At 35.9% G+C, this 17,999-nt stretch carries 20 protein-coding genes; 9 read left to right on the top strand and 11 right to left on the bottom strand.

Translation table 11 applies throughout. The features are described from left to right. Positions 1-109: 109 nt before the first annotated feature. The 4 genes from pnuC (at position 110) to GM921_RS12975 (ending at position 4,718) form a co-directional block, all read left to right on the top strand. Positions 110-733, top strand: a complete 624-nt coding sequence (pnuC, locus tag GM921_RS12990; protein WP_182923063.1) for a nicotinamide riboside transporter PnuC — start codon at positions 110-112, stop codon at positions 731-733. Beyond that, positions 717-1,244, top strand: a complete 528-nt coding sequence (locus GM921_RS12985; protein ID WP_182923062.1) for an AAA family ATPase — start codon at positions 717-719, stop codon at positions 1,242-1,244. The genes pnuC and GM921_RS12985 overlap by 17 nt, the downstream gene beginning before the upstream one ends. Positions 1,245-1,492: 248 nt before the next feature. Next, positions 1,493-3,940 carry a TonB-dependent receptor gene (locus GM921_RS12980; RefSeq protein WP_317170977.1) on the top strand — a complete coding sequence of 816 codons (2,448 nt, stop codon included), beginning with the start codon at positions 1,493-1,495 and terminating at the stop codon, positions 3,938-3,940. Positions 3,941-4,085: 145 nt separating this feature from the next. Continuing rightward, the gene (locus GM921_RS12975; RefSeq protein ID WP_182923061.1) at positions 4,086-4,718 is read left to right on the top strand and encodes a thiamine phosphate synthase; all 633 of its coding nucleotides are present in this window, start codon (positions 4,086-4,088) and stop codon (positions 4,716-4,718) included. Between the two features lie 192 nt (positions 4,719-4,910). On the opposite strand, the gene GM921_RS12970 is transcribed toward GM921_RS12975, so the two are convergent. Continuing rightward, a complete protein-coding gene (locus GM921_RS12970) occupies positions 4,911-5,189 on the bottom strand; it encodes a hypothetical protein (protein ID WP_182923060.1) in 279 nt (92 codons plus the stop codon). 101 nt (positions 5,190-5,290) lie between these two features. Between GM921_RS12970 and GM921_RS12965 the strand changes: the two genes are divergently transcribed. Continuing rightward, a complete protein-coding gene (locus GM921_RS12965; protein ID WP_182923059.1) occupies positions 5,291-5,689 on the top strand; it encodes a group III truncated hemoglobin in 399 nt (132 codons plus the stop codon). 36 nt (positions 5,690-5,725) lie between these two features. After that, positions 5,726-7,018: an MFS transporter gene (locus GM921_RS12960; protein WP_182923058.1), complete on the top strand. Its 1,293-nt coding sequence runs from the start codon at positions 5,726-5,728 to the stop codon at positions 7,016-7,018. A gap of 104 nt (positions 7,019-7,122) precedes the next feature. Here the strand turns inward: GM921_RS12960 and GM921_RS12955 are convergent, their stop codons facing one another. From GM921_RS12955 to nagA, 4 genes are all read right to left on the bottom strand, one after another. Beyond that, entirely contained in the window at positions 7,123-8,883 is a 1,761-nt protein-coding gene (locus GM921_RS12955; RefSeq protein ID WP_182923057.1) for an ABC transporter ATP-binding protein, read from the bottom strand. 88 nt (positions 8,884-8,971) lie between these two features. Next, on the bottom strand, positions 8,972-9,535 hold the full coding sequence (gene frr / locus GM921_RS12950; RefSeq protein WP_182923056.1) for a ribosome recycling factor: 564 nt from the start codon (positions 9,533-9,535) through the stop codon (positions 8,972-8,974). 41 nt (positions 9,536-9,576) lie between these two features. Continuing rightward, the gene (gene pyrH / locus GM921_RS12945; RefSeq protein ID WP_182923055.1) at positions 9,577-10,284 is read right to left on the bottom strand and encodes a UMP kinase; all 708 of its coding nucleotides are present in this window, start codon (positions 10,282-10,284) and stop codon (positions 9,577-9,579) included. Positions 10,285-10,348: 64 nt separating this feature from the next. Continuing rightward, positions 10,349-11,446: an N-acetylglucosamine-6-phosphate deacetylase gene (nagA, locus tag GM921_RS12940; RefSeq protein WP_235969833.1), complete on the bottom strand. Its 1,098-nt coding sequence runs from the start codon at positions 11,444-11,446 to the stop codon at positions 10,349-10,351. Between the two features lie 68 nt (positions 11,447-11,514). Here nagA and GM921_RS12935 point away from each other — a divergent pair, with 68 nt between their 5' ends. Next, a complete protein-coding gene (locus tag GM921_RS12935) occupies positions 11,515-12,723 on the top strand; it encodes an FN3 domain-containing metallophosphoesterase family protein (protein ID WP_182923054.1) in 1,209 nt (402 codons plus the stop codon). Positions 12,724-12,772: 49 nt separating this feature from the next. Here GM921_RS12935 and tsf read toward each other — a convergent pair whose 3' ends face one another. The 6 genes from tsf to GM921_RS12905 form a co-directional block, all read right to left on the bottom strand. Further along, the gene (gene tsf / locus GM921_RS12930) at positions 12,773-13,618 is read right to left on the bottom strand and encodes a translation elongation factor Ts (protein ID WP_182923053.1); all 846 of its coding nucleotides are present in this window, start codon (positions 13,616-13,618) and stop codon (positions 12,773-12,775) included. Between the two features lie 98 nt (positions 13,619-13,716). Then, on the bottom strand, positions 13,717-14,562 hold the full coding sequence (rpsB, locus tag GM921_RS12925) for a 30S ribosomal protein S2 (RefSeq protein WP_182923052.1): 846 nt from the start codon (positions 14,560-14,562) through the stop codon (positions 13,717-13,719). Between the two features lie 20 nt (positions 14,563-14,582). Beyond that, positions 14,583-14,969 carry a 30S ribosomal protein S9 gene (rpsI, locus tag GM921_RS12920; RefSeq protein ID WP_182923051.1) on the bottom strand — a complete coding sequence of 129 codons (387 nt, stop codon included), beginning with the start codon at positions 14,967-14,969 and terminating at the stop codon, positions 14,583-14,585. Positions 14,970-14,985: 16 nt separating this feature from the next. Further along, positions 14,986-15,429 (bottom strand): 50S ribosomal protein L13, encoded by a 444-nt coding sequence (rplM, locus tag GM921_RS12915; protein WP_182923050.1) that lies wholly within the window; start codon positions 15,427-15,429, stop codon positions 14,986-14,988. A 464-nt stretch (positions 15,430-15,893) separates the two neighbouring features. After that, a complete protein-coding gene (locus tag GM921_RS12910) occupies positions 15,894-16,520 on the bottom strand; it encodes a DUF1579 domain-containing protein (protein ID WP_182923049.1) in 627 nt (208 codons plus the stop codon). A 41-nt stretch (positions 16,521-16,561) separates the two neighbouring features. Continuing rightward, positions 16,562-16,933 carry a hypothetical protein gene (locus tag GM921_RS12905; protein WP_182923048.1) on the bottom strand — a complete coding sequence of 124 codons (372 nt, stop codon included), beginning with the start codon at positions 16,931-16,933 and terminating at the stop codon, positions 16,562-16,564. Between the two features lie 83 nt (positions 16,934-17,016). On the opposite strand from GM921_RS12905, the gene GM921_RS12900 reads away from it, so the two are divergent. Both GM921_RS12900 and GM921_RS12895 read left to right on the top strand, forming a co-directional pair. Further along, complete coding sequence (locus GM921_RS12900) at positions 17,017-17,223, top strand: YtxH domain-containing protein (protein WP_182923047.1); 207 nt, start codon at positions 17,017-17,019, stop codon at positions 17,221-17,223. Between the two features lie 39 nt (positions 17,224-17,262). Beyond that, entirely contained in the window at positions 17,263-17,952 is a 690-nt protein-coding gene (locus GM921_RS12895; RefSeq protein WP_182923046.1) for a class I SAM-dependent methyltransferase, read from the top strand. The last annotated feature ends 47 nt before the right edge of the window (positions 17,953-17,999 follow it).

Below are 17,999 nucleotides of genomic sequence, written 5' to 3'. Positions count from 1 at the left end.
GAGGATTCTTCATAAATAGTTTGTTTGGTTTATTGTCCGGTAGGGGTTGTTCCCTATCGGACTTTTTTGTTTTTGGACAGAAAGATAAAAGTTTTTATACTTTTGAAACATGTTATTACTGATTGACGGTTTTAAAGAAAGTCTAGTTCAATTTTTATTTGGAACAGGATGGTTAGAATGGTGCGGAGTTTTTACAGGCATCCTCTGCGTGTGGTTAGCCGCCAAAAACAACATCTGGAACTGGCCAATTGCAATAGTTAGCGTATTGATTTATATAGTTATCTTTTTCGAAAGTAAGTTATATGCAGATATGGGCTTGCAATTTTACTTCTTCGCCATGAATATTTATGGCTGGTATTATTGGAGCAAACAAAGAGATAATCCAGAAAAAGAACGACCAATTGGTATAATCACTCTGAAAGAAATTGTATTATCCGTTATTGGAATAATTGTTTTTACTCTTGCTTTAGGTTTTATATTACATAAAAACACCGATGCTTCCTTCCCTTTTATAGATAGTTTTTGTACGGCCTGTAGCTTAATTGCACAGATATTTTTAGCAAGAAAAGTATTACAAAATTGGCTAATTTGGATCTTCGTTGACATTATTTATGTAAGTGTATATTTCTCTAAAGAACTGTATGCAACAGGGTTGATGTATGCTTTATACGTTATAATAGCTACAATTGGTTATATAGATTGGAGGAAAATCTACCGTGAACAAACAAATTAAAAAAATAGCGATAGTTGGCCCAGAAAGTACGGGGAAATCGACCATGTCTCAACAATTGGCGAAACATTACAATGTGCCTTGGGTGCCAGAATATGCTCGTTATTATTGTGCAGCTTTAACCACCGATTGCACCTTACAGGATGAAATTAACATGTTTCATGGGCAAATTGCATTAGAAGAATCTGTTTTAGCAATGGCCGATACCGATTTCATTATATGCGATACGACTTTTGTAACTGTTAAAATTTGGAGCGATGAAATGTTAGGTGAAACCCCTCAAATTGTACTCGACGCCCTAAAAACTCGTCCATACGATTTCTATCTTTTACTAGATATCGATTTACCTTGGCAAGAAGACCCATTAAGAGACTTTCCGCACATGCGAGAACATTTTATGAAAATTTGGCATAAAGAACTAAAAGCACTCAATGCAACTTACAAAGAGATTGGCGGCATAGAAAATCGCTTGCAAAATGCTATAAACGCGATAAATAATTTCCTGAAGGAATAGCCCCTACACTTATATTTTCTAAAACTATTTCTTAATATCAATCCTTTTGCCTTACATTTGCACCATCAATAAGGGGTGCCTTGTTTTGTAAAAAACGCAAATACAGGCTGAGAACATACCCATTTTAAAGCGTAAAGCTTTAAATGCACCTGATCCAGGTAATGCTGGCGTAGGGATGGTTTATGGAGTTAACTAAGGTCGGGAGTACCCCTACTGTCGACAGGTTTAACTAAAACAAAAAATACAAATTGAAAAAATTTAAGTTAGCAGTAATCACTGCGCTATTGTGCCCAATCTTTACCATGGCTCAATTCAACATTTCGGGTACAGTATCCGAAAAAAACAGCACCAACTTACCAGGTGCAACCATCCGATTAAAAGGTAAAACAATTATCACATCAAGTAACGAAGCAGGTGATTACGAATTTAAAAATCTTCCGGCAGGTAATTACACAGTTGCAGTTAGCTTTTTAGGCTACCAAAGTCAAGAGCAAACTGTAAATCTACAAGCAAATGCTACGGTAAACTTTAAGTTAAATCAACTTACTTTTTTAGCGAATGAAATTGTAGTAAGTGCAACCCGAGCAGCTGCAAATTCTGCCAGTACCTACAAAAACATCGATAAAGAAACCATTGCTAAAAACAATTTCGGACAAGATTTACCTTTCCTTTTAGATAATACACCGGGCGTTGTCATCACTTCAGATGCTGGTGCAGGCGTAGGTTATACAGGTATTCGCATCCGCGGAAGCGATGCAACCCGAGTAAACGTTACACTAAACGGTATCCCTTATAACGACAGCGAAAGTCAAGGAACTTTTTGGGTAAACATGCCCGATTTCGCCTCATCAGTAGATAATATTCAAATTCAGCGTGGCGTTGGTACTTCTACAAATGGAGCTGGTGCTTTCGGCGGAAGCTTAAATATTCAAACTACAGCTGGCGAAACCGAACCTTATGCGGAGCTAAATAATACGTATGGATCTTTCAATACTTGGAAAAATACCGTAAAAGTTGGTACAGGTTTAATTAACGATAGATGGAGTTTCGATGGTCGCTTATCTCGTATAAAATCTGATGGCTTTATCGATCGTGCAGCTTCAAACCTTAAATCTTATTTCCTTTCAGGAGCCTATCACGGCAAAACAGATCTATTAAGAATCAATGTATTTTCTGGAAGCGAAAAAACTTATCAAGCATGGAATGGTATACCCGAATCTCGTTTAAATGGAGATGTTGCAGGTATGAACGATTACATTTCTCGCAATGGATTAAATTCGGCAGATGCCGCCAATCTCTTAAACTCTGGCAGCAGAACCTACAACAGTTTCACCTACAAGGATCAAACTGACAACTATTGGCAAGATCATTATCAACTCTTGTACGCCAAACAATTTAACGATCAATTCTCATTCAACGGCGCTTTACATTATACGGCAGGGCGAGGATATTACGAGGAATTTAAAGAAGCACAAAAATTAACAGCCTATGGTTTACAACCCGTTGTTGTTGGCGCTACTACCATTACCAAAACGGATTTAGTACGTAGAAGATGGTTAGACAACGATTTTTACGGTTTCACTTATGCCTTCAATTACAAACCCGTTACCAAACTACAACTCACTTTGGGCGGTGCATATAACGAATATAAAGGTGCTCACTTCGGACAAATTATTTATGCGCAATACGGAAGTAACGGCAACAACGACAGACATTATTATGATAACGACGGCTTTAAAACTGATTTCAACTCGTATTTAAAAGCTAACTATAACCCAATAGAAAAACTTACTGTTTTTGCCGATTTACAATACCGCCACATTTATTACACTGTTTTAGGAACCGAAAAAAGCCTAAATCAGTTAGACATAAAAGACAAACTCGATTTCTTCAATCCCAAAGTTGGCGCAAGCTATTTTGTTAACCCGAATGCAAATATCTACGCTTCATTTAGTGTAGCCAATAAAGAACCTGGCCGCGATGATTATGTAAACGTAGAAGCTGGAACGCTACCAAAATCTGAGCGATTGAACAATTTAGAAGCAGGTTATCGCTTCAAAAACGCTAGTCTATCTGCAGGTGTAAATGTGTATGGCATGTGGTACAAAGATCAATTAGTAGTAACTGGAAAAATTAACGACGTAGGCGAATACTACCGTCAAAATGTAGATAAAAGTTACCGTGCAGGTGTAGAATTAGATGCCGCTTATACCATCAATCAGCAGTTTTCTGTGTTAGCAAACGCAGCTTTAAGTCGTAATAAAATTAAAAATTTTACTGAGTTTATTGATGATTACGACAATGGCGGGCAAATTGTAAACAATTACAAAAGCCCCGATATTTCTTTCTCACCAAATGCTGTGATTTCTGGCGAGTTAGTGTATAGCCCAATAAAAGCATTGGCGTTTGGCTGGCAAAGTAAATATGTGGGCAAACAGTATTTAGATAATACCCAAAACGAAACTCGTAAATTAAATTCATATTGGGTTAATAATGCACGTTTAGCCTACGATATGCAGTTAAAAGGGTTTAAAAACATCAACATCGCTTTCTTGGTAAACAACATTTTAAACAACAAATACGAAAGCAACGGCTACACCTACGGTTACTTTTACGGAGGTGCACAAACCACAGAAAATTTTTATTTCCCACAAAGTGGAACGAATTTAATGTTAAGTTTGAACTTGAAATTTTAAGGCTTTTTATAACACGCTCGTCATTGCGAGGAACGAAGCAATCTATCCTGCATGAAAGATTGCTTCGCCCCGATGAAAAATCGGAGACTCGCAATGACGATATGTTTTAATCGGTGTAATCATTACCTCTGTGAAATCCTCTCCCATGCAAAAATACATAGAAAAACTCCACTTCATCACCCACGATATTCCGCAACATTCGCACATTGCACAAGCCCAAATAGCTTGCCAAGCAGGTGCAAAATGGATCCAATACCGTTGTTTAAGCAAAGCTGATGAAGAACTATTAACCGACATAAATGCCATTGCAGAAACCTGCGATGATTGGGGCGCAACCTTAATCGTTACCAATCATACTCATTTAAAAGGCAAGGCCGATATACAAGGTTTCCACATAGAAGATATGGATGCAGATTTCATCGCCCTGCGCAAACAACTAGGTGAAGAATATACCTTAGGCGGTTCATCAAACACCGTCGAAAACTTAATTAGACTCGCCAACGAAGGTGCAGATTATGCAGGTTTTGGTCCTTTTAAAACAACAACCACAAAACCCAACAACTCCCCATTATTAGGCATAAAAGGTTATGCCGATGCAATAGAGCAATTAAAAACTGCAAACATTAGCCTACCAATATTAGCCGTTGGCGGAGTAACTTTACAAGATATTCCCTCACTTTTAGCAACTGGTATTTACGGCATTGCCGCCTCATCTGCCATTAACCAAGCCGAAGTTATGTATGAGGCTTATCAGGATTTTTATAAAGCTGTTATTTAAAATCAACATCTCGTCATTGCGAAGGGAGGTTCTTCACCGACTGTGGCAACCTCCTCCTTGCTAAGAAAAACACAGAGTGATAACCTACAAATAGGAGATTGCTTCGTTCCTCGCAAAGACGTACACAGTAGTAAAGACGACCGCATTGCAACCTTACCACATAGGCAGATAGAAACCCCAGCTAAGGTTAGCTTAGGTTTCTAAGGTGGTAAAAACAAAACAACCTACTCCAACCAGAAACCAACCAACATCACTCCCTGTTATACAACAACCACTCCCACTTTTATCAAGCTTACTCCGACTTATTCGGTAGTTACTCCGTCTTTTAACAACTTTATTTCCGAAAGCATCAACTTTACTCCCACTTTTAACAACATCACTCCGACTTATACCATAATTACTCCCATTTATAACACCAACACTTCCGCAAACATCAACTTCACTCCCGCTTTTACCACAATCACCAAACACAACACCACCAACAGAAATACCAACTCAAGGTCATTTTATACTACTAAATAAAGCATCTCAACAACAACCCCTTATATTTGATAATATCAAGCAATACTACTATGCAAAGTGAAAGCACAGATATCCTCAACCTAGATGATGTAAAAATATTAGTCAACGACTTTTACGGGAAGGTGAGAGATAATCAATTACTAGCCCCTATTTTTAACAACGTTATAAAAGATAACTGGCAAGCCCATTTAGAAAAGATGTACACCTTTTGGCAAACCATTTTATTAGAAACACCCACTTACAGCGGCAGTCCGTTTTTAAAACACGCCAAACTACCCATCGCAAAAGAACACTTTGATACCTGGATTAGCTTATTTAACCAAACCGTTGACGAACATTTTACAGGTACAAAAGCAAGCGAAGCAAAATGGCGAGCAGCCAAAATGAGCGAAATGTTTCAATACAAATTAGATTATTATAAAAATAATCCGGCGCAGCCGTTAATTTAAAAACCGAAACATTATTTTTACTACAAATTAATCCCTTTGGAAGAGCAGCCCATCATCACCGAAAAAAAAGACCCATTTGCCGCACTCCGTTACCGAGAATTCCGCTCTTATTTAGGCATGCGCTTCTTCTTTACGTTTGCCTATCAAATGCAAGCAGTAATTATCGGTTTTCATATCTATCATTTAACAAAAGATCCTTTAGCACTAGGTTTAATTGGCCTTTGCGAAGCTATTCCTGCCATCAGCATTGCTTTATATGGGGGTTATGTTGCAGATAAATCAGAGAAAAGAGGTTTACTATTGAAAATATTTAGTGGTGTATTTTTGTGCTCATTAGTTATGCTAATAGCTACTTCAAAGCAAATGCACACTTACATTCCAACCAGTTATATCGTACCCATTATGTATTGCATGGTTTTCGGAGTAGGTTTAGCTAGGGGGTTTTTCGGCCCTGCCACTTTTTCTTTAATGGCGCAAATTTTACCAAAAGAATTATACCCAAATGCAAGTACATGGAGCAGTTCTAGCTGGCAAATGGCTTCAATTTTAGGGCCAGCAGTTGGTGGTTTAATTTATGGTTTTTACGGCATCACGCCTACATACGTTGTAATTATCGCCTTTATATTTGTTTCATTAGTTTGTATTTTCTTCCTTAAGAAACATCAACCAACCTTTATTCCTAAAGAAAGTATTGTAAAAAGCCTAACCGAAGGCATCAACTTTGTTTTTAAAAGTAAAATGATGCTGGGCGCAATGAGTTTAGATTTGTTCTCGGTATTTTTTGGCGGCGCAGTAGCTTTACTTCCTGTGTTTGCCAATGATATTTTAAAAGTAGGCTCAGAAGGTTTAGGTTTTATGCGAGCGGCAGCATCCAGCGGAGCTGTAATTACCATGCTTTTAATGACCAAGTTTTCACCAATGAATAAACCTTGGCGCAACTTGTTAATCGCAGTTGTAGGTTTTGCTACCAGTATTATTTGCTACGGTTTATCAACCAGTTTCTACTTAACACTATTCTTTTTATTCTGCGAAGGCGCATTTGATAGTGTTAGTGTAATTATCCGCTCAACTATTATGCAATTGCTTACACCCGACCAAATGCGTGGACGAGTTTCCGCAGTAAATAGCATGTTTATTGGTTCATCTAATGAAATTGGCGCATTCGAATCTGGCTTAACAGCAAAGCTGATGCGAACCGTGCCCGCTGTAGTTTTTGGAGGAAGTATGACTTTAGGTATCGCCGCAATTACTTACTTTAAAACTAAAAGCTTACTGCCATTAACGCTTAATGATATTAAGCCTGCGGATAAAATCGAAGACCAGATTTAAGTGTGTTTTACTATCTTGGATCAATTTTTACCACCTTAGAAATCTTAGGACACCTAAGTCTTAAGTATTCTTAGGTGTCTTAGATGGTAAAAAAACTTTAAATCCTAAGAAAAAACTTCGTCATTTACTCGTTCGCCAACCTGTTGTCTCCACATTGCAAAATACAAGCCTTTTTCTGCCAATAAATCTGCGTGTTTACCTTGCTCAATAATATGTCCTTTCTCTAAAACATAAATTCTATCTGCATGTCGAATAGTTGATAAACGGTGTGCAATTAGAATAGTTACGTGACTTGTTAAAACAGATACATCTCTAATTGTAGTTGTGATTTCTTCTTCTGTTAATGAATCTAATGATGATGTTGCTTCATCAAATACCAAAATATCTGGGTTACGTAATAATGCTCTAGCAATTGATAAACGTTGCTTTTCTCCGCCAGAAACTTTTACACCCCCTTCACCAATTACAGTATCTAAACCTTTATCTGCCCTTGCTAATAAATTCTGACAAGCGGCTTGATGTAAAACTCGCATACAATCTTCATCGCTAGCATTAGGTTTTACGAATAGTAAATTCTCTCTAATCGTTCCAGAAAATAGCTGGGTATCTTGTGTTACGAAACCTATTTTTTCACGCAACTGATCTAAATCTATTTCCCTACCGGAAGTTCTGTTGTACAATACTTCACCTTCAATTGGCTGATAAAGACCTACCAGTAATTTCACTAAAGTTGTTTTTCCCGAACCGGATGGACCAACAAAAGCAATTGTTTCTCCGTTATTTGTAGCAAAGCTGATATTATTTAACGCATTTGTTCTGCCCGATAAATGTTTGAAACTTACGTTTGAAAATGCTAAGGTTTCAATCTTTTCTAATCGAATAGGATTAGCAGGTTTTTCATCCACAGGTGTATTTAAAATCTTTTTAAAATTACCTAAGGACACTTCCGCTTCTCTCCAAGATAAAATCACATTACCTAATTCCTGCAACGGACCGAACAAGAAGAATGAGTAAAATAAGAAAGAAAAATACTGACCTGGAGAAATTGTGTTTTCAAATATTAACATTAATAATACCACAACCATTGTACTACGAACCAAGTTAACAGTAGTTCCTTGCACAAAACTCATACTACGCACATACTTTACTTTTCTTAATTCTAAGCCTAATATTTTGTAGGTTGTTTTATTTAAACGTTCTATTTCTTGACTAGCCAAGCCTAAACTTTTTACCAATTCGATATTACGCAATGATTCTGTTGTAGAACCTGCCAAAGCAGTTGTTTCTGCAACAATTGAACGTTGTATTGTTTTAATTTTACGACTTAAAAACCAACTTAAAAAGCTAATAATTGGAATAGATGCAGCATAAATTAATGAAACTTTATAGCTAACCGAAAGTGAATAAACAATAACGAAAATTAACCCAATTAAACTCACGAAAAGAATACTAATGAAAGAAGTAATGAACTTTTCACTATCTAATCTAACCTTTTGCAAAATCCCTAAAGTCTCTCCGCTTCTTTGGTCTTCAAACACTTGATAAGGTAATTCTAATGAATGTTTTAATCCATCAGCATACATTTTGGCGCCAACTTTTTGTACAATAATGTTTGTAAAATAATCCTGAAAGTTCTTCGCAATTCTAGAAACCATGGCAGCACCAACTGCTAAACCAACCAGCCCTAAAACGCCCCAAGTATATTCACTTCTACTTAATTCATTGTGTCTGTTAATGAATCTATCTAAAATTCTACCCGTAAAATAAGGGTCCATTAAAGAGAAACCTATGTTAAAGGCAGCTAGTACAAGCGCCAAAACCACAATCCACTTATGTGTTTTTAAATACTGAAGTAATAAATTCATTTCTTTTTATGTTTGGGTTTCAAAAATAAACAAAGGGAATGAAGCTATGCTACATTCCCTTTTAAATTACATTTTAACGATATAGAAATTAGATTGTCATGATATCTTTTTCTTTTACTTCTGCATGTTTATCTACTTTAACAATATATGCATCGGTTATTTTTTGAACTTCGCCTTCGCCAGTTTTTATTTCATCATCAGAAACGCTTTCGCCTTTTAGTCTTTGTATTTTTCCATTTGCATCCTTACGAATATTGCGAACAGTTATACGTCCTCTTTCTGCTTCTTCTTTTACTTTTTTAACCAGATCCTTACGGCGTTCTTCGGTTAAAGGTGGTACAACTAATCTAATAATTATACCATCATTTTGTGGATTGATACCAATATTAGCTTCCATAATAGCACGCTCTATTGGCACTAATAAAGATTTTTCCCAAGGTTGGATAATTAAAGTACGTGCATCTGGAGTAGTAATTCCACCAACTTGCGCTAAAGGAGTAGGTGTTCCATAATAATCTACCATAATTCCATCTAACATTCCTGCCGATGCTTTACCCGCTCTTATTTTAGTTAATTCAGCCTCGCAATGAGCAATTGCTTTTTCCATTGCTGCTTGTGCATCTTCTAATTGTTTCTTTATGAGGTCGTTCATAATGTGTTCTGTTTATACAAAAATATAAAAAATGGTTAAGATTAGCCTTGAACTAAAGTGCCTATTTCTTCGCCATTGGCAATTTTCATAAAATTGCCTGTTTTATTCATATCGAAAACGATAATTGGAACCTTGTTTTCTTCGCAAAGCGTGAAAGCAGTCATATCCATTACGTTTAATCCTTTAGCGTAAACTTCTTTGAAAGAAATCTCCGTATATTTTGTTGCGGTTGGATCTTTTTCTGGGTCTGCAGTATAAATTCCATCTACGCGGGTTCCTTTTAACACTACATCTGCATTAATTTCAATCGCTCTTAATGCTGCAGCAGAATCAGTTGTGAAATATGGGTTTCCAGTTCCTGCTCCAAAAATAACTACACGGCCTTTTTCTAAATGTCGAACGGCTCTTCTTCTAACAAATGGTTCGCAAATTTGTTCCATTTTAATAGCAGATAACAAACGGGTTTTGATACCTACTTTTTCAAGTGCATCTTGCAAAGCCATGCTATTAATTACCGTAGCTAACATGCCCATGTAATCAGCTTGCGCTCTATCCATTCCAGATTTTTCTGCACTCAATCCTCTAAAAATATTACCACCTCCAATAACAATCGCTATTTCTAAGCCTTTGTCGTGAACTGCTTTAATATCTTCAGCATATTGTCTAACGCGTTCATTGTCAATACCGTATTGCAAATCGCCCATTAACGATTCGCCACTCAATTTTAGTAAAATCCGTTTATACTTCATGACCTCAAAAATATTAACAATTTTTTACTTAGCCGCTATGCTTTTAAACAATTGATGTAATTATTTAGTTGTGGATTGATTCTCCTTTAAATATTACTTCTTTTAAGTTCAATTCTTGATCTAAAATCAGCATGTCTGCTTGGTAGCCCGATTGGATTTTCCCTTTTAGATTATCTTCTCCAATTAATTTTGCTGGATACAATGAACTCATTTTTAATGCATCTTTTAGTTCGATATCGCAGTGGTTTACACAGTTTTTAACCGCTTGCAACATCGTTAAAGATGATCCTGATAATGTTCCATCTGGCATTACAAATTTATCTCCAACTAAACGGTGTTGATAAGGGCCTGACGAACATTCTGTTACCGCATCAGTAATTAAGAACATCCTTTCTTTTAACAACTTCTGACTAAATTTTATCACTTCAAAATCTACATGGTTGCCATCGGCGATGATACTTGCCATTGCTTTATCATGATTAAAAACTGCTGTCGGAATGCCTGGTTCTCTATGATGAATTGGAGACATGGCGTTAAAAAGATGTGTGGTAGTTTGTATGCCTAAATCATATGCTTTCGTGGCCTGTTCAAAATTAGCATCGCTATGCCCTAATGATACCACAACTTGACTATCCAAAAGGTATTGAATTATTTTTTCATCTTGTAATTCTGCAGCAATGGTCATCATTTTTATTATCCCATCGCCAAAATCAAGCAATGCTTTAATTTCATCAAGTGTCGCTTTACGAATAAATTCACTCACATGCGCACCTCTACGTTTTGCATTCAAAAATGGACCTTCCAAATGTAAGCCTAGGCAATTTTTTGCTACTTTTCGATGTTCCTTTGCAGCTATAATGCAAGCATTAAAAACTTCGGGAGTATTTGTTGCAATGCAGTTCAGGAAACTAGTTGTACCTTTTTTTAATAGATCTTCTTCAATAATTGTTAATGATTCTACTGTCGGATCTGCGGAAAATAATTTACCTCCAGCTCCATAAATTTGAAGGTCAATAAAGCCTGGAATAATAAGATTTTCTCTTTCAGAAACAATTTCAGATCCTAATACTGATTTAAATTTTCCATCTGCAATTTCCAATCCTTGTAATGACTTTATTGTATCTCCGTCGAAATAGTTGTAAATATCAAACGTTTGCATCATGTTAAGCGGGTGATTTGTGCTAAGGTAATATTTTAATCTTTTATATTGGTTGCTAGAAACCTTCAAACATGGATAAAATACAGACCTCAAAAAGAAGAAATTTTCTTAAAACAACTTTAGCTCTTGGTGCTACAGCGTTTATCAATCCACTGCAAACAATGGCCAGTTTGCCAGAAAAGGCAGACGAATTTACTATTTCAGTTGGGCCTTATTTGCAAACCAGTTTTGGTAATGAGATGAGTATCTTATGGCTGACAAACAAAGTTGCTGCTGGTTGGGTAGAGTTTGGGGATTCTCCTGATAAGCTAAATCAAAAAGCGTATGGCAAAGCCGAATTAGGTTTAAAAGCCGCAAATAGTAAATTAAACTGTGTCACGCTTAAAGGCTTAATTCCAGGGAAAACCTATTATTATCGCATTTATTCTAAAGAAATAAAAGATTTCCAACCTTACAAACTTACTTACGGAAACACGATAAATACTGAAACAGAAAGTTTTATCAATACTGATATAGCTAAAAAAGAGGTTTCATTTTTAATGTTAAACGATATTCATGATCGTCCAAAATCTATTCCTTTATTATTGGATTTGGATAAAGAAAAGAAGAATGATTTTGTCTTTTTTAATGGGGATATTTTTGATTATCAAACTGATGAGCAACAAATTATTGACCACATGTTAAAACCTTGTGTTGATGCATTTGCAAAGAAAACACCATTTATATACGTAAGAGGTAATCACGAAACTCGCGGAAAATTTGCCAGAGAATTTCCTCAGTATTTTAAACACGTAGGTTATGATGCATTTAGTGTAGGCCCAGTTCGCTTTGTGATTTTAGATACAGGAGAAGATAAAGAAGATGCTCATCCTGTTTATGCAGGAATAGTTGATTTTGATCAATACCGAATTGAACAAGCAGAATGGTTTAAAAATGAAATCAACTCCAAAGCATTTAAAAAAGCTCCATTCCGAATTGTATTAATGCATATTCCACCTCGTTTTTCTGGGGATGCGCATGGTCCTAAACATTGTACCGAATTATTTGAGCCCCTATTAAATCAAGGGAAAGTAGATTTAGTTTTAAGTGGACATACCCACACCTATAAAGTGCATCAACCAAATGAAGACTTAAATAAGTATCCCTTAATAATTGGGGGCGGGCCAAGAGATGGAACCAGAACATTAACAAAGATTACTGCCAATGCCAATGAAATAAAGGTTAGCATGTTAGATGATCTTGGCAAAGAAGTAGGCAGTTATACTGCAAAAAGGAAATAAAAAAGGGTCGGTTAAATTAACCGACCCTTTTCTATAAAATATTCTTGATTTAAGAACCTAATTGTACTCTTTTGAAAGCTGTTACTGTTAATCCTTTAACTGTTTGGTCTAAGAATTTACGAACATCGATCGAACCATCTTTAACAAATTCTTGGTTTAATAAAGTACTGTCTTTGTAGAATTTATTCAATTTACCAGCAGCGATTTTCTCAACCATTTCTTCTGGTTTACCTTCTTGACGAATTACATCTTTAGCAATTTCGATTTCACGCTCGATAGTAGCAGGATCAACACCGTCTTTATCAACAGCAACTGGGTTCATTGCAGCAATTTGCATTGCAACATCTTTACCAGCTTCAGTAATATCTATGCCTTTAGCGCCTTCAAATACTACTAAAACACCCATTTTACCGTTAGAGTGGATATAAGAAACGATTTTTTCGCCAGATACATTTGCGTACTCTTGAATAACGATTTTCTCTCCAATTTTACCGGTTAACTCAGTTATAGTTTCGGCAACAGTACGTCCATCTTCTAATGTAATCGCTGATAACTCTTCAGCAGAAGCAGGATTGTTAGCAACTGCTGCAGCTAAAACAGCCTGAGCCAAATTACGGAAATCTTCAACTTTAGAAACTGGCTCAGTTTCACAAGCTAAAGCAACTAATTTACCATTTGTGCCATCTGCTGAAATACTGATTAATACTTGACCTTCAGAAGTAGCATTACCAGAACGAGCGGCAGATACTTTTTGACCTTTTTTGCGCAATAAATCAACAGCAGCTTCGAAATCGCCATTGGCTTCTACTAATGCTTTTTTGCAATCCATCATACCGGCTCCGGTTTGTTGGCGTAATTTATTTACATCTGCGGCAGTAATTTGTACTGTAGACATTTTGTATGTTTTTTATTTTTTTTATAAAATATTATGGGTTGAAGGTTACAAGGTTATGGGTAAACCCGCAACTCGTAACTCTCAACCCACAACTTAATTTAAGCTTCTGTAGTATCTTCTGTTGATGCTTGTGCTTCAGCAGTTTCTTTTTTAGTTGGTCTTTTCTCACCAGCAGCTCTAGGCTCTTTAGCTTCAGGAGCGTCAGCAGCAGTTTTCACAGCTACAGCTTCTTTTTCAGCTTCATCGTCTTTTTCGCGTTTGCGCTCGTCTAAACCTTCTTCAATTGCTTTGATAATTACATCAGTAATCAATAAAATTGATTTAGTTGCATCATCATTCGCAGGAATTGGGAAATCGATGTTAGATGGATCAGAGTTAGTATCAACCATTGCAAAAGTAGGGATGTTTAATTTCATCGCTTCTGCTACAGCAATATGCTCTTTTTTAACGTCGATTAAGAAAATTGCAGCCGGTAAACGGTTTAAGTCTGCAATACCACCTAATAAACTTTCCAATTTGATACGTTCACGTTGAATCATCAAACGTTCTTTTTTAGAAAGGATTGAATATGTACCGTCTTTAGTCATTTTATCGATGGTAACCATCTTTTTAATTGACTTGCGTACTGTAGCGAAGTTAGTTAACATACCACCTAACCAACGTTCGGTTACGAAAGGCATGTTTACTTTTTTTGCTTGTTCAGCAACGATTTCTTTAGCTTGTTTCTTAGTAGCTACGAATAAGATCTTACGACCTGATTTTACGATTTGTTTAATCGCTGCTGCAGCCTCTTCAGTTTTAGTTAAAGTTTTATTTAAATCTATAATGTGAATTCCATTGCGTTCCATAAAAATATATGGTGCCATTTTCGGATTCCATTTGCGGGTAAGGTGACCAAAGTGTACACCTGCATCCAATAAGTCTTGATATGTAGTTCTTGCCATTGTGTTTGTCTCCTTTAAGATTAACGTTTACTGAATTGGAATTTCTTACGTGCTTTTTTACGTCCTGGTTTCTTACGTTCAACCATACGATTATCACGGGTCATTAACCCTTTAGCACGTAATGCTGGTTTTTTCTCAGCATCTAATTCAACAATAGCCTTAGCGATTGCCAAGCGAACTGCTTCTGCTTGTCCTTTTACTCCGCCACCGTTTACATTTACGTTAACATCATATTTACCAGTCAATTCCGAAACTTCGAATGATTGGTTAACAATGTATTGTAAAGGTAATGTTGGGAAATATACTTTGTGATCTTTACCGTTAACGGTAATTGTGCCGTTGCCTTCTTTTAAATAGATACGGGCAACTGCAGTTTTTCTTCTACCTGAAGTGTTTGTAACTGACATTTCTTTTCTCTTTTAATTAAAGTGTAATGGTTTTTGGTGCTTGTGCCGAGTGCGGATGCTCCGAACCAGCGTAAACAAAAAGATTGGTGTACAATTTTTTGCCCAATTTTGTTTTTGGTAACATACCACGAACAGCCTTCTCAACTACGCGAGTAGGGTGTTTTGCCATTAATTCTTTAGGAGAAATAAATTTTTGACCACCTGGATAACCAGTATAAGAAACATATTGCTTATCGCTTAATTTGTTTCCTGTCAATTTTACCTTGTCTGCATTAATAACGATAACGTTATCACCGCAGTCTACGTTTGGGGTAAACTCTGGCTTGTGTTTTCCTCTAATAATCATTGCGATTTTAGAAGACAAGCGCCCCAAAATCTCTCCTTGTGCATCAACTACAACCCACTGTTTATTAACAGTTTTGGCATTGGCAGAGACAGTTTTGTAACTTAACGTATTCACTTGCTTTTATTTAATTTGTTAAAAAATATTTATTATCCCTGTTTTTTAGGGACTGCAAAGATAGGGAGAATACTTTAATTACCAAAGGGTTGAGACGAAAAATTTGAAGGTTTTTAGTTATATGAGGTATAAGTGGTAGGTTTTTGTTGATAAGACAATTAAAAAATGAGTTTAAAATGTCGTTCAAATGGTGCCTTTAAAATTAAATTTCGCCGATTTGGAATGTCCGAAAATATCTGTGAATGTCCGGAAATGTCAGTATAAAACTTGTGTTGTTCTAGTATTGTTCGAGGATTACCCTAGGTTTGTTCTTCTCAAACCGCATTTTGCAGGAGAAATGCAGGAGCATACTAGGAGAAGTGTGGGAGAAATGGATATGGTATGGTGAACAAGTTTGAGAATTGTTGCAACATAAAAAAGCCCAAGCAACATGCTCGGGCGTTTAATTATCGTTAGTTATTAATTTACTTTGCTCTTTTCAAACTAATCGACATCGTTTTAACTTCTTTGCCGTCTTTGGTATCAAACATTTCCATTTGTTGAGTATTATCATCAATAAATTTCATGGTTTCTCTAATCGTAATATCCTTACCAGAAACTACATCTGTTGCTTTACCTTTCATATTCATGGTTTTTGTTGCTACATCAAATGTTCCTTCTAAATACATTACACCTGTTCCCATGTTATCTACCCAAGTGCTTACATAAATTTTCTTCGAATTATCGTAAGCTAATGTGTTTATTCCTTCAAAAGGCATGCCCTCAAAAGACCCTTTATATGTGGATTGTTGATAGCGGCCTCCTAAAATCATTTTATTTTCGCAAACAGCTTTATTTACACTAGGTGGTTGGTCCGACGAATAATACATAGTAATTTCTGCATTCCATTTTCCATCAGCAGCTGCCATCATTTTATGAGTATCTCCTGGAGTCATGTATGCAGCCCATGCTTTATTCATGGCAGCGGTATCTACTTGGCTAGTTGTGGTTGTATCAACCTTTGCACCATCTGAAGTAGCGTCTTTTTTTTCACTATTACATGCTGTAGCAAGCAATGCTAAACAACATAAAGACATCATTAATTTTTTCATATTTTCTATTTTTAAGTTTTCCTAATTGTTTAAACAAAAAATCAAGCTCTTTGTTCTTTTAAGCCCCTTACTAAATATACAGCAAACTGTATTATAACGGTTAACACAAAAATAGAACTGATAGTTAGATAAGTTGCTGTATCACTGCTCATAAAATCATATTCAATAGCTGGACTAATAATGTTTATTGCGCCATAAACTAACGTTCCAATAAAATACAAACTCCATAATCCTGTTAAGTAATGCCAAATTTTCCATTTGTAATTATCGAGCTGATAACTTCTTAAACACAACCAACTAAAAACAATAATTACAAAAATTCCGGCAGTAGAATTAAATGTTCCACTTTTTAAGTAAACCAGCAGGTAAATTATAGCTAATATTAAATTGAAATAAGATAGTTTCTGAAGCATAATTGTGACTAAAACTTTTAAAAATGTAAATCTAAAGAACAAATGCGTTTTAATATTGTTAGCTATTTATTAAAACTTGAATTATGACAAAGCAAACGAAAATATTAACTGGTTTATTGGCTGGTGCTGCTTTAGGCGCCGTAGTTGCCTTGGTAATTGCTACTGATAAAAATGACGAATTAAAAGGAAAAGTTAGCGATTGGTTTTGTGATCTTTTAGCTAGTTCTAAAGACAAATTGAGTACTGTTGGTAGTTTAGTAAAAGATAATTTAGCAAAAGTTAACGCTTAAATTTGGGCTTAAGGCTAACCAATAAACTATCTTTGGAGTATGGATGTTTTTGGAAATGCTTTAACTGACTTTTACAAAAAAGGCAAAGCCGATATTTTGTGGCTGCACAATTCTTACGATGAACCTGAAGAGATGCCGGTTGACATCTTTTTTAGAGACTTTGAAGAAATGCCAGATTTAGAACATAAAGCCTTAACGCTGTGTTATGGTAAAGTTTTAGATGTTGGCGCTGGTGTGGGCGGTCATGCTTTATTTTTGCAAGAAGCAGGTGCTGATGTAACGGCAATTGATATATCGGCCGATGCAGTGAAACTCATGCAACAACGTGGCGTTAAAAAAGCTGTTGTACAAGATGTTTTTGAAACTACAGAAAAATACGACACCCTTTTATTGTTAATGAATGGCATTGGTTTAACTGGAACCTTAGCTGGATTTATCGATTTTTTGGAGAAAGCAAAAACATTAATTAATGTGAACGGGCAATTACTTTTTGATAGTTCTGATATTGCTTATTTATATACGGAGCTTCTTAAGCCAGAAAATAAATATTACGGAGAAGTGAACTATTGCTACGAATATAAAAAGCAAAAAGGGAATTGGTTTAATTGGTTGTATTTAGATCAAGAAACTTTAATCCGCACTGCGAACCAAAACGGCTGGGAATGCGAAATCGTTTTTGATGATGGAGAAGATCAATATCTAGCAAGATTAACGAATAATAAACATTAAGGCATTAAGAAGAATTAAGATAAATTATTTTTAGCGGTTAGAATAGT

The organism is Pedobacter planticolens (assembly GCF_014172375.1).
Taxonomy (GTDB): Bacteria; Bacteroidota; Bacteroidia; order Sphingobacteriales; family Sphingobacteriaceae; genus Pedobacter; species Pedobacter planticolens.
The sequence above is the reverse complement of the archived record's forward strand: the minus strand, read 5'-3'. Positions and strand labels throughout refer to the sequence as shown.

Bases quoted from the DNA above. Each gene is read 5' to 3' on its own strand.
- pnuC (WP_182923063.1), top strand. From the start codon at position 110: ATGTTATTACTGATTGACGGTTTTAAAGAAAGTCTAGTTCAATTTTTA.
- GM921_RS12975 (WP_182923061.1), top strand. From the start codon at position 4,086: ATGCAAAAATACATAGAAAAACTCCACTTCATCACCCACGATATTCCG.
- GM921_RS12965 (WP_182923059.1), top strand. From the start codon at position 5,291: ATGCAAAGTGAAAGCACAGATATCCTCAACCTAGATGATGTAAAAATA.
- GM921_RS12955 (WP_182923057.1), bottom strand. From the start codon at position 8,883: ATGAATTTATTACTTCAGTATTTAAAAACACATAAGTGGATTGTGGTT.
- frr (WP_182923056.1), bottom strand. From the start codon at position 9,535: ATGAACGACCTCATAAAGAAACAATTAGAAGATGCACAAGCAGCAATG.
- pyrH (WP_182923055.1), bottom strand. From the start codon at position 10,284: ATGAAGTATAAACGGATTTTACTAAAATTGAGTGGCGAATCGTTAATG.
- nagA (WP_235969833.1), bottom strand. From the start codon at position 11,446: ATGATGCAAACGTTTGATATTTACAACTATTTCGACGGAGATACAATA.
- GM921_RS12935 (WP_182923054.1), top strand. From the start codon at position 11,515: ATGGATAAAATACAGACCTCAAAAAGAAGAAATTTTCTTAAAACAACT.
- tsf (WP_182923053.1), bottom strand. From the start codon at position 13,618: ATGTCTACAGTACAAATTACTGCCGCAGATGTAAATAAATTACGCCAA.
- rpsB (WP_182923052.1), bottom strand. From the start codon at position 14,562: ATGGCAAGAACTACATATCAAGACTTATTGGATGCAGGTGTACACTTT.
- rpsI (WP_182923051.1), bottom strand. From the start codon at position 14,969: ATGTCAGTTACAAACACTTCAGGTAGAAGAAAAACTGCAGTTGCCCGT.
- GM921_RS12910 (WP_182923049.1), bottom strand. From the start codon at position 16,520: ATGAAAAAATTAATGATGTCTTTATGTTGTTTAGCATTGCTTGCTACA.
- GM921_RS12905 (WP_182923048.1), bottom strand. From the start codon at position 16,933: ATGCTTCAGAAACTATCTTATTTCAATTTAATATTAGCTATAATTTAC.
- GM921_RS12900 (WP_182923047.1), top strand. From the start codon at position 17,017: ATGACAAAGCAAACGAAAATATTAACTGGTTTATTGGCTGGTGCTGCT.
- GM921_RS12895 (WP_182923046.1), top strand. From the start codon at position 17,263: ATGGATGTTTTTGGAAATGCTTTAACTGACTTTTACAAAAAAGGCAAA.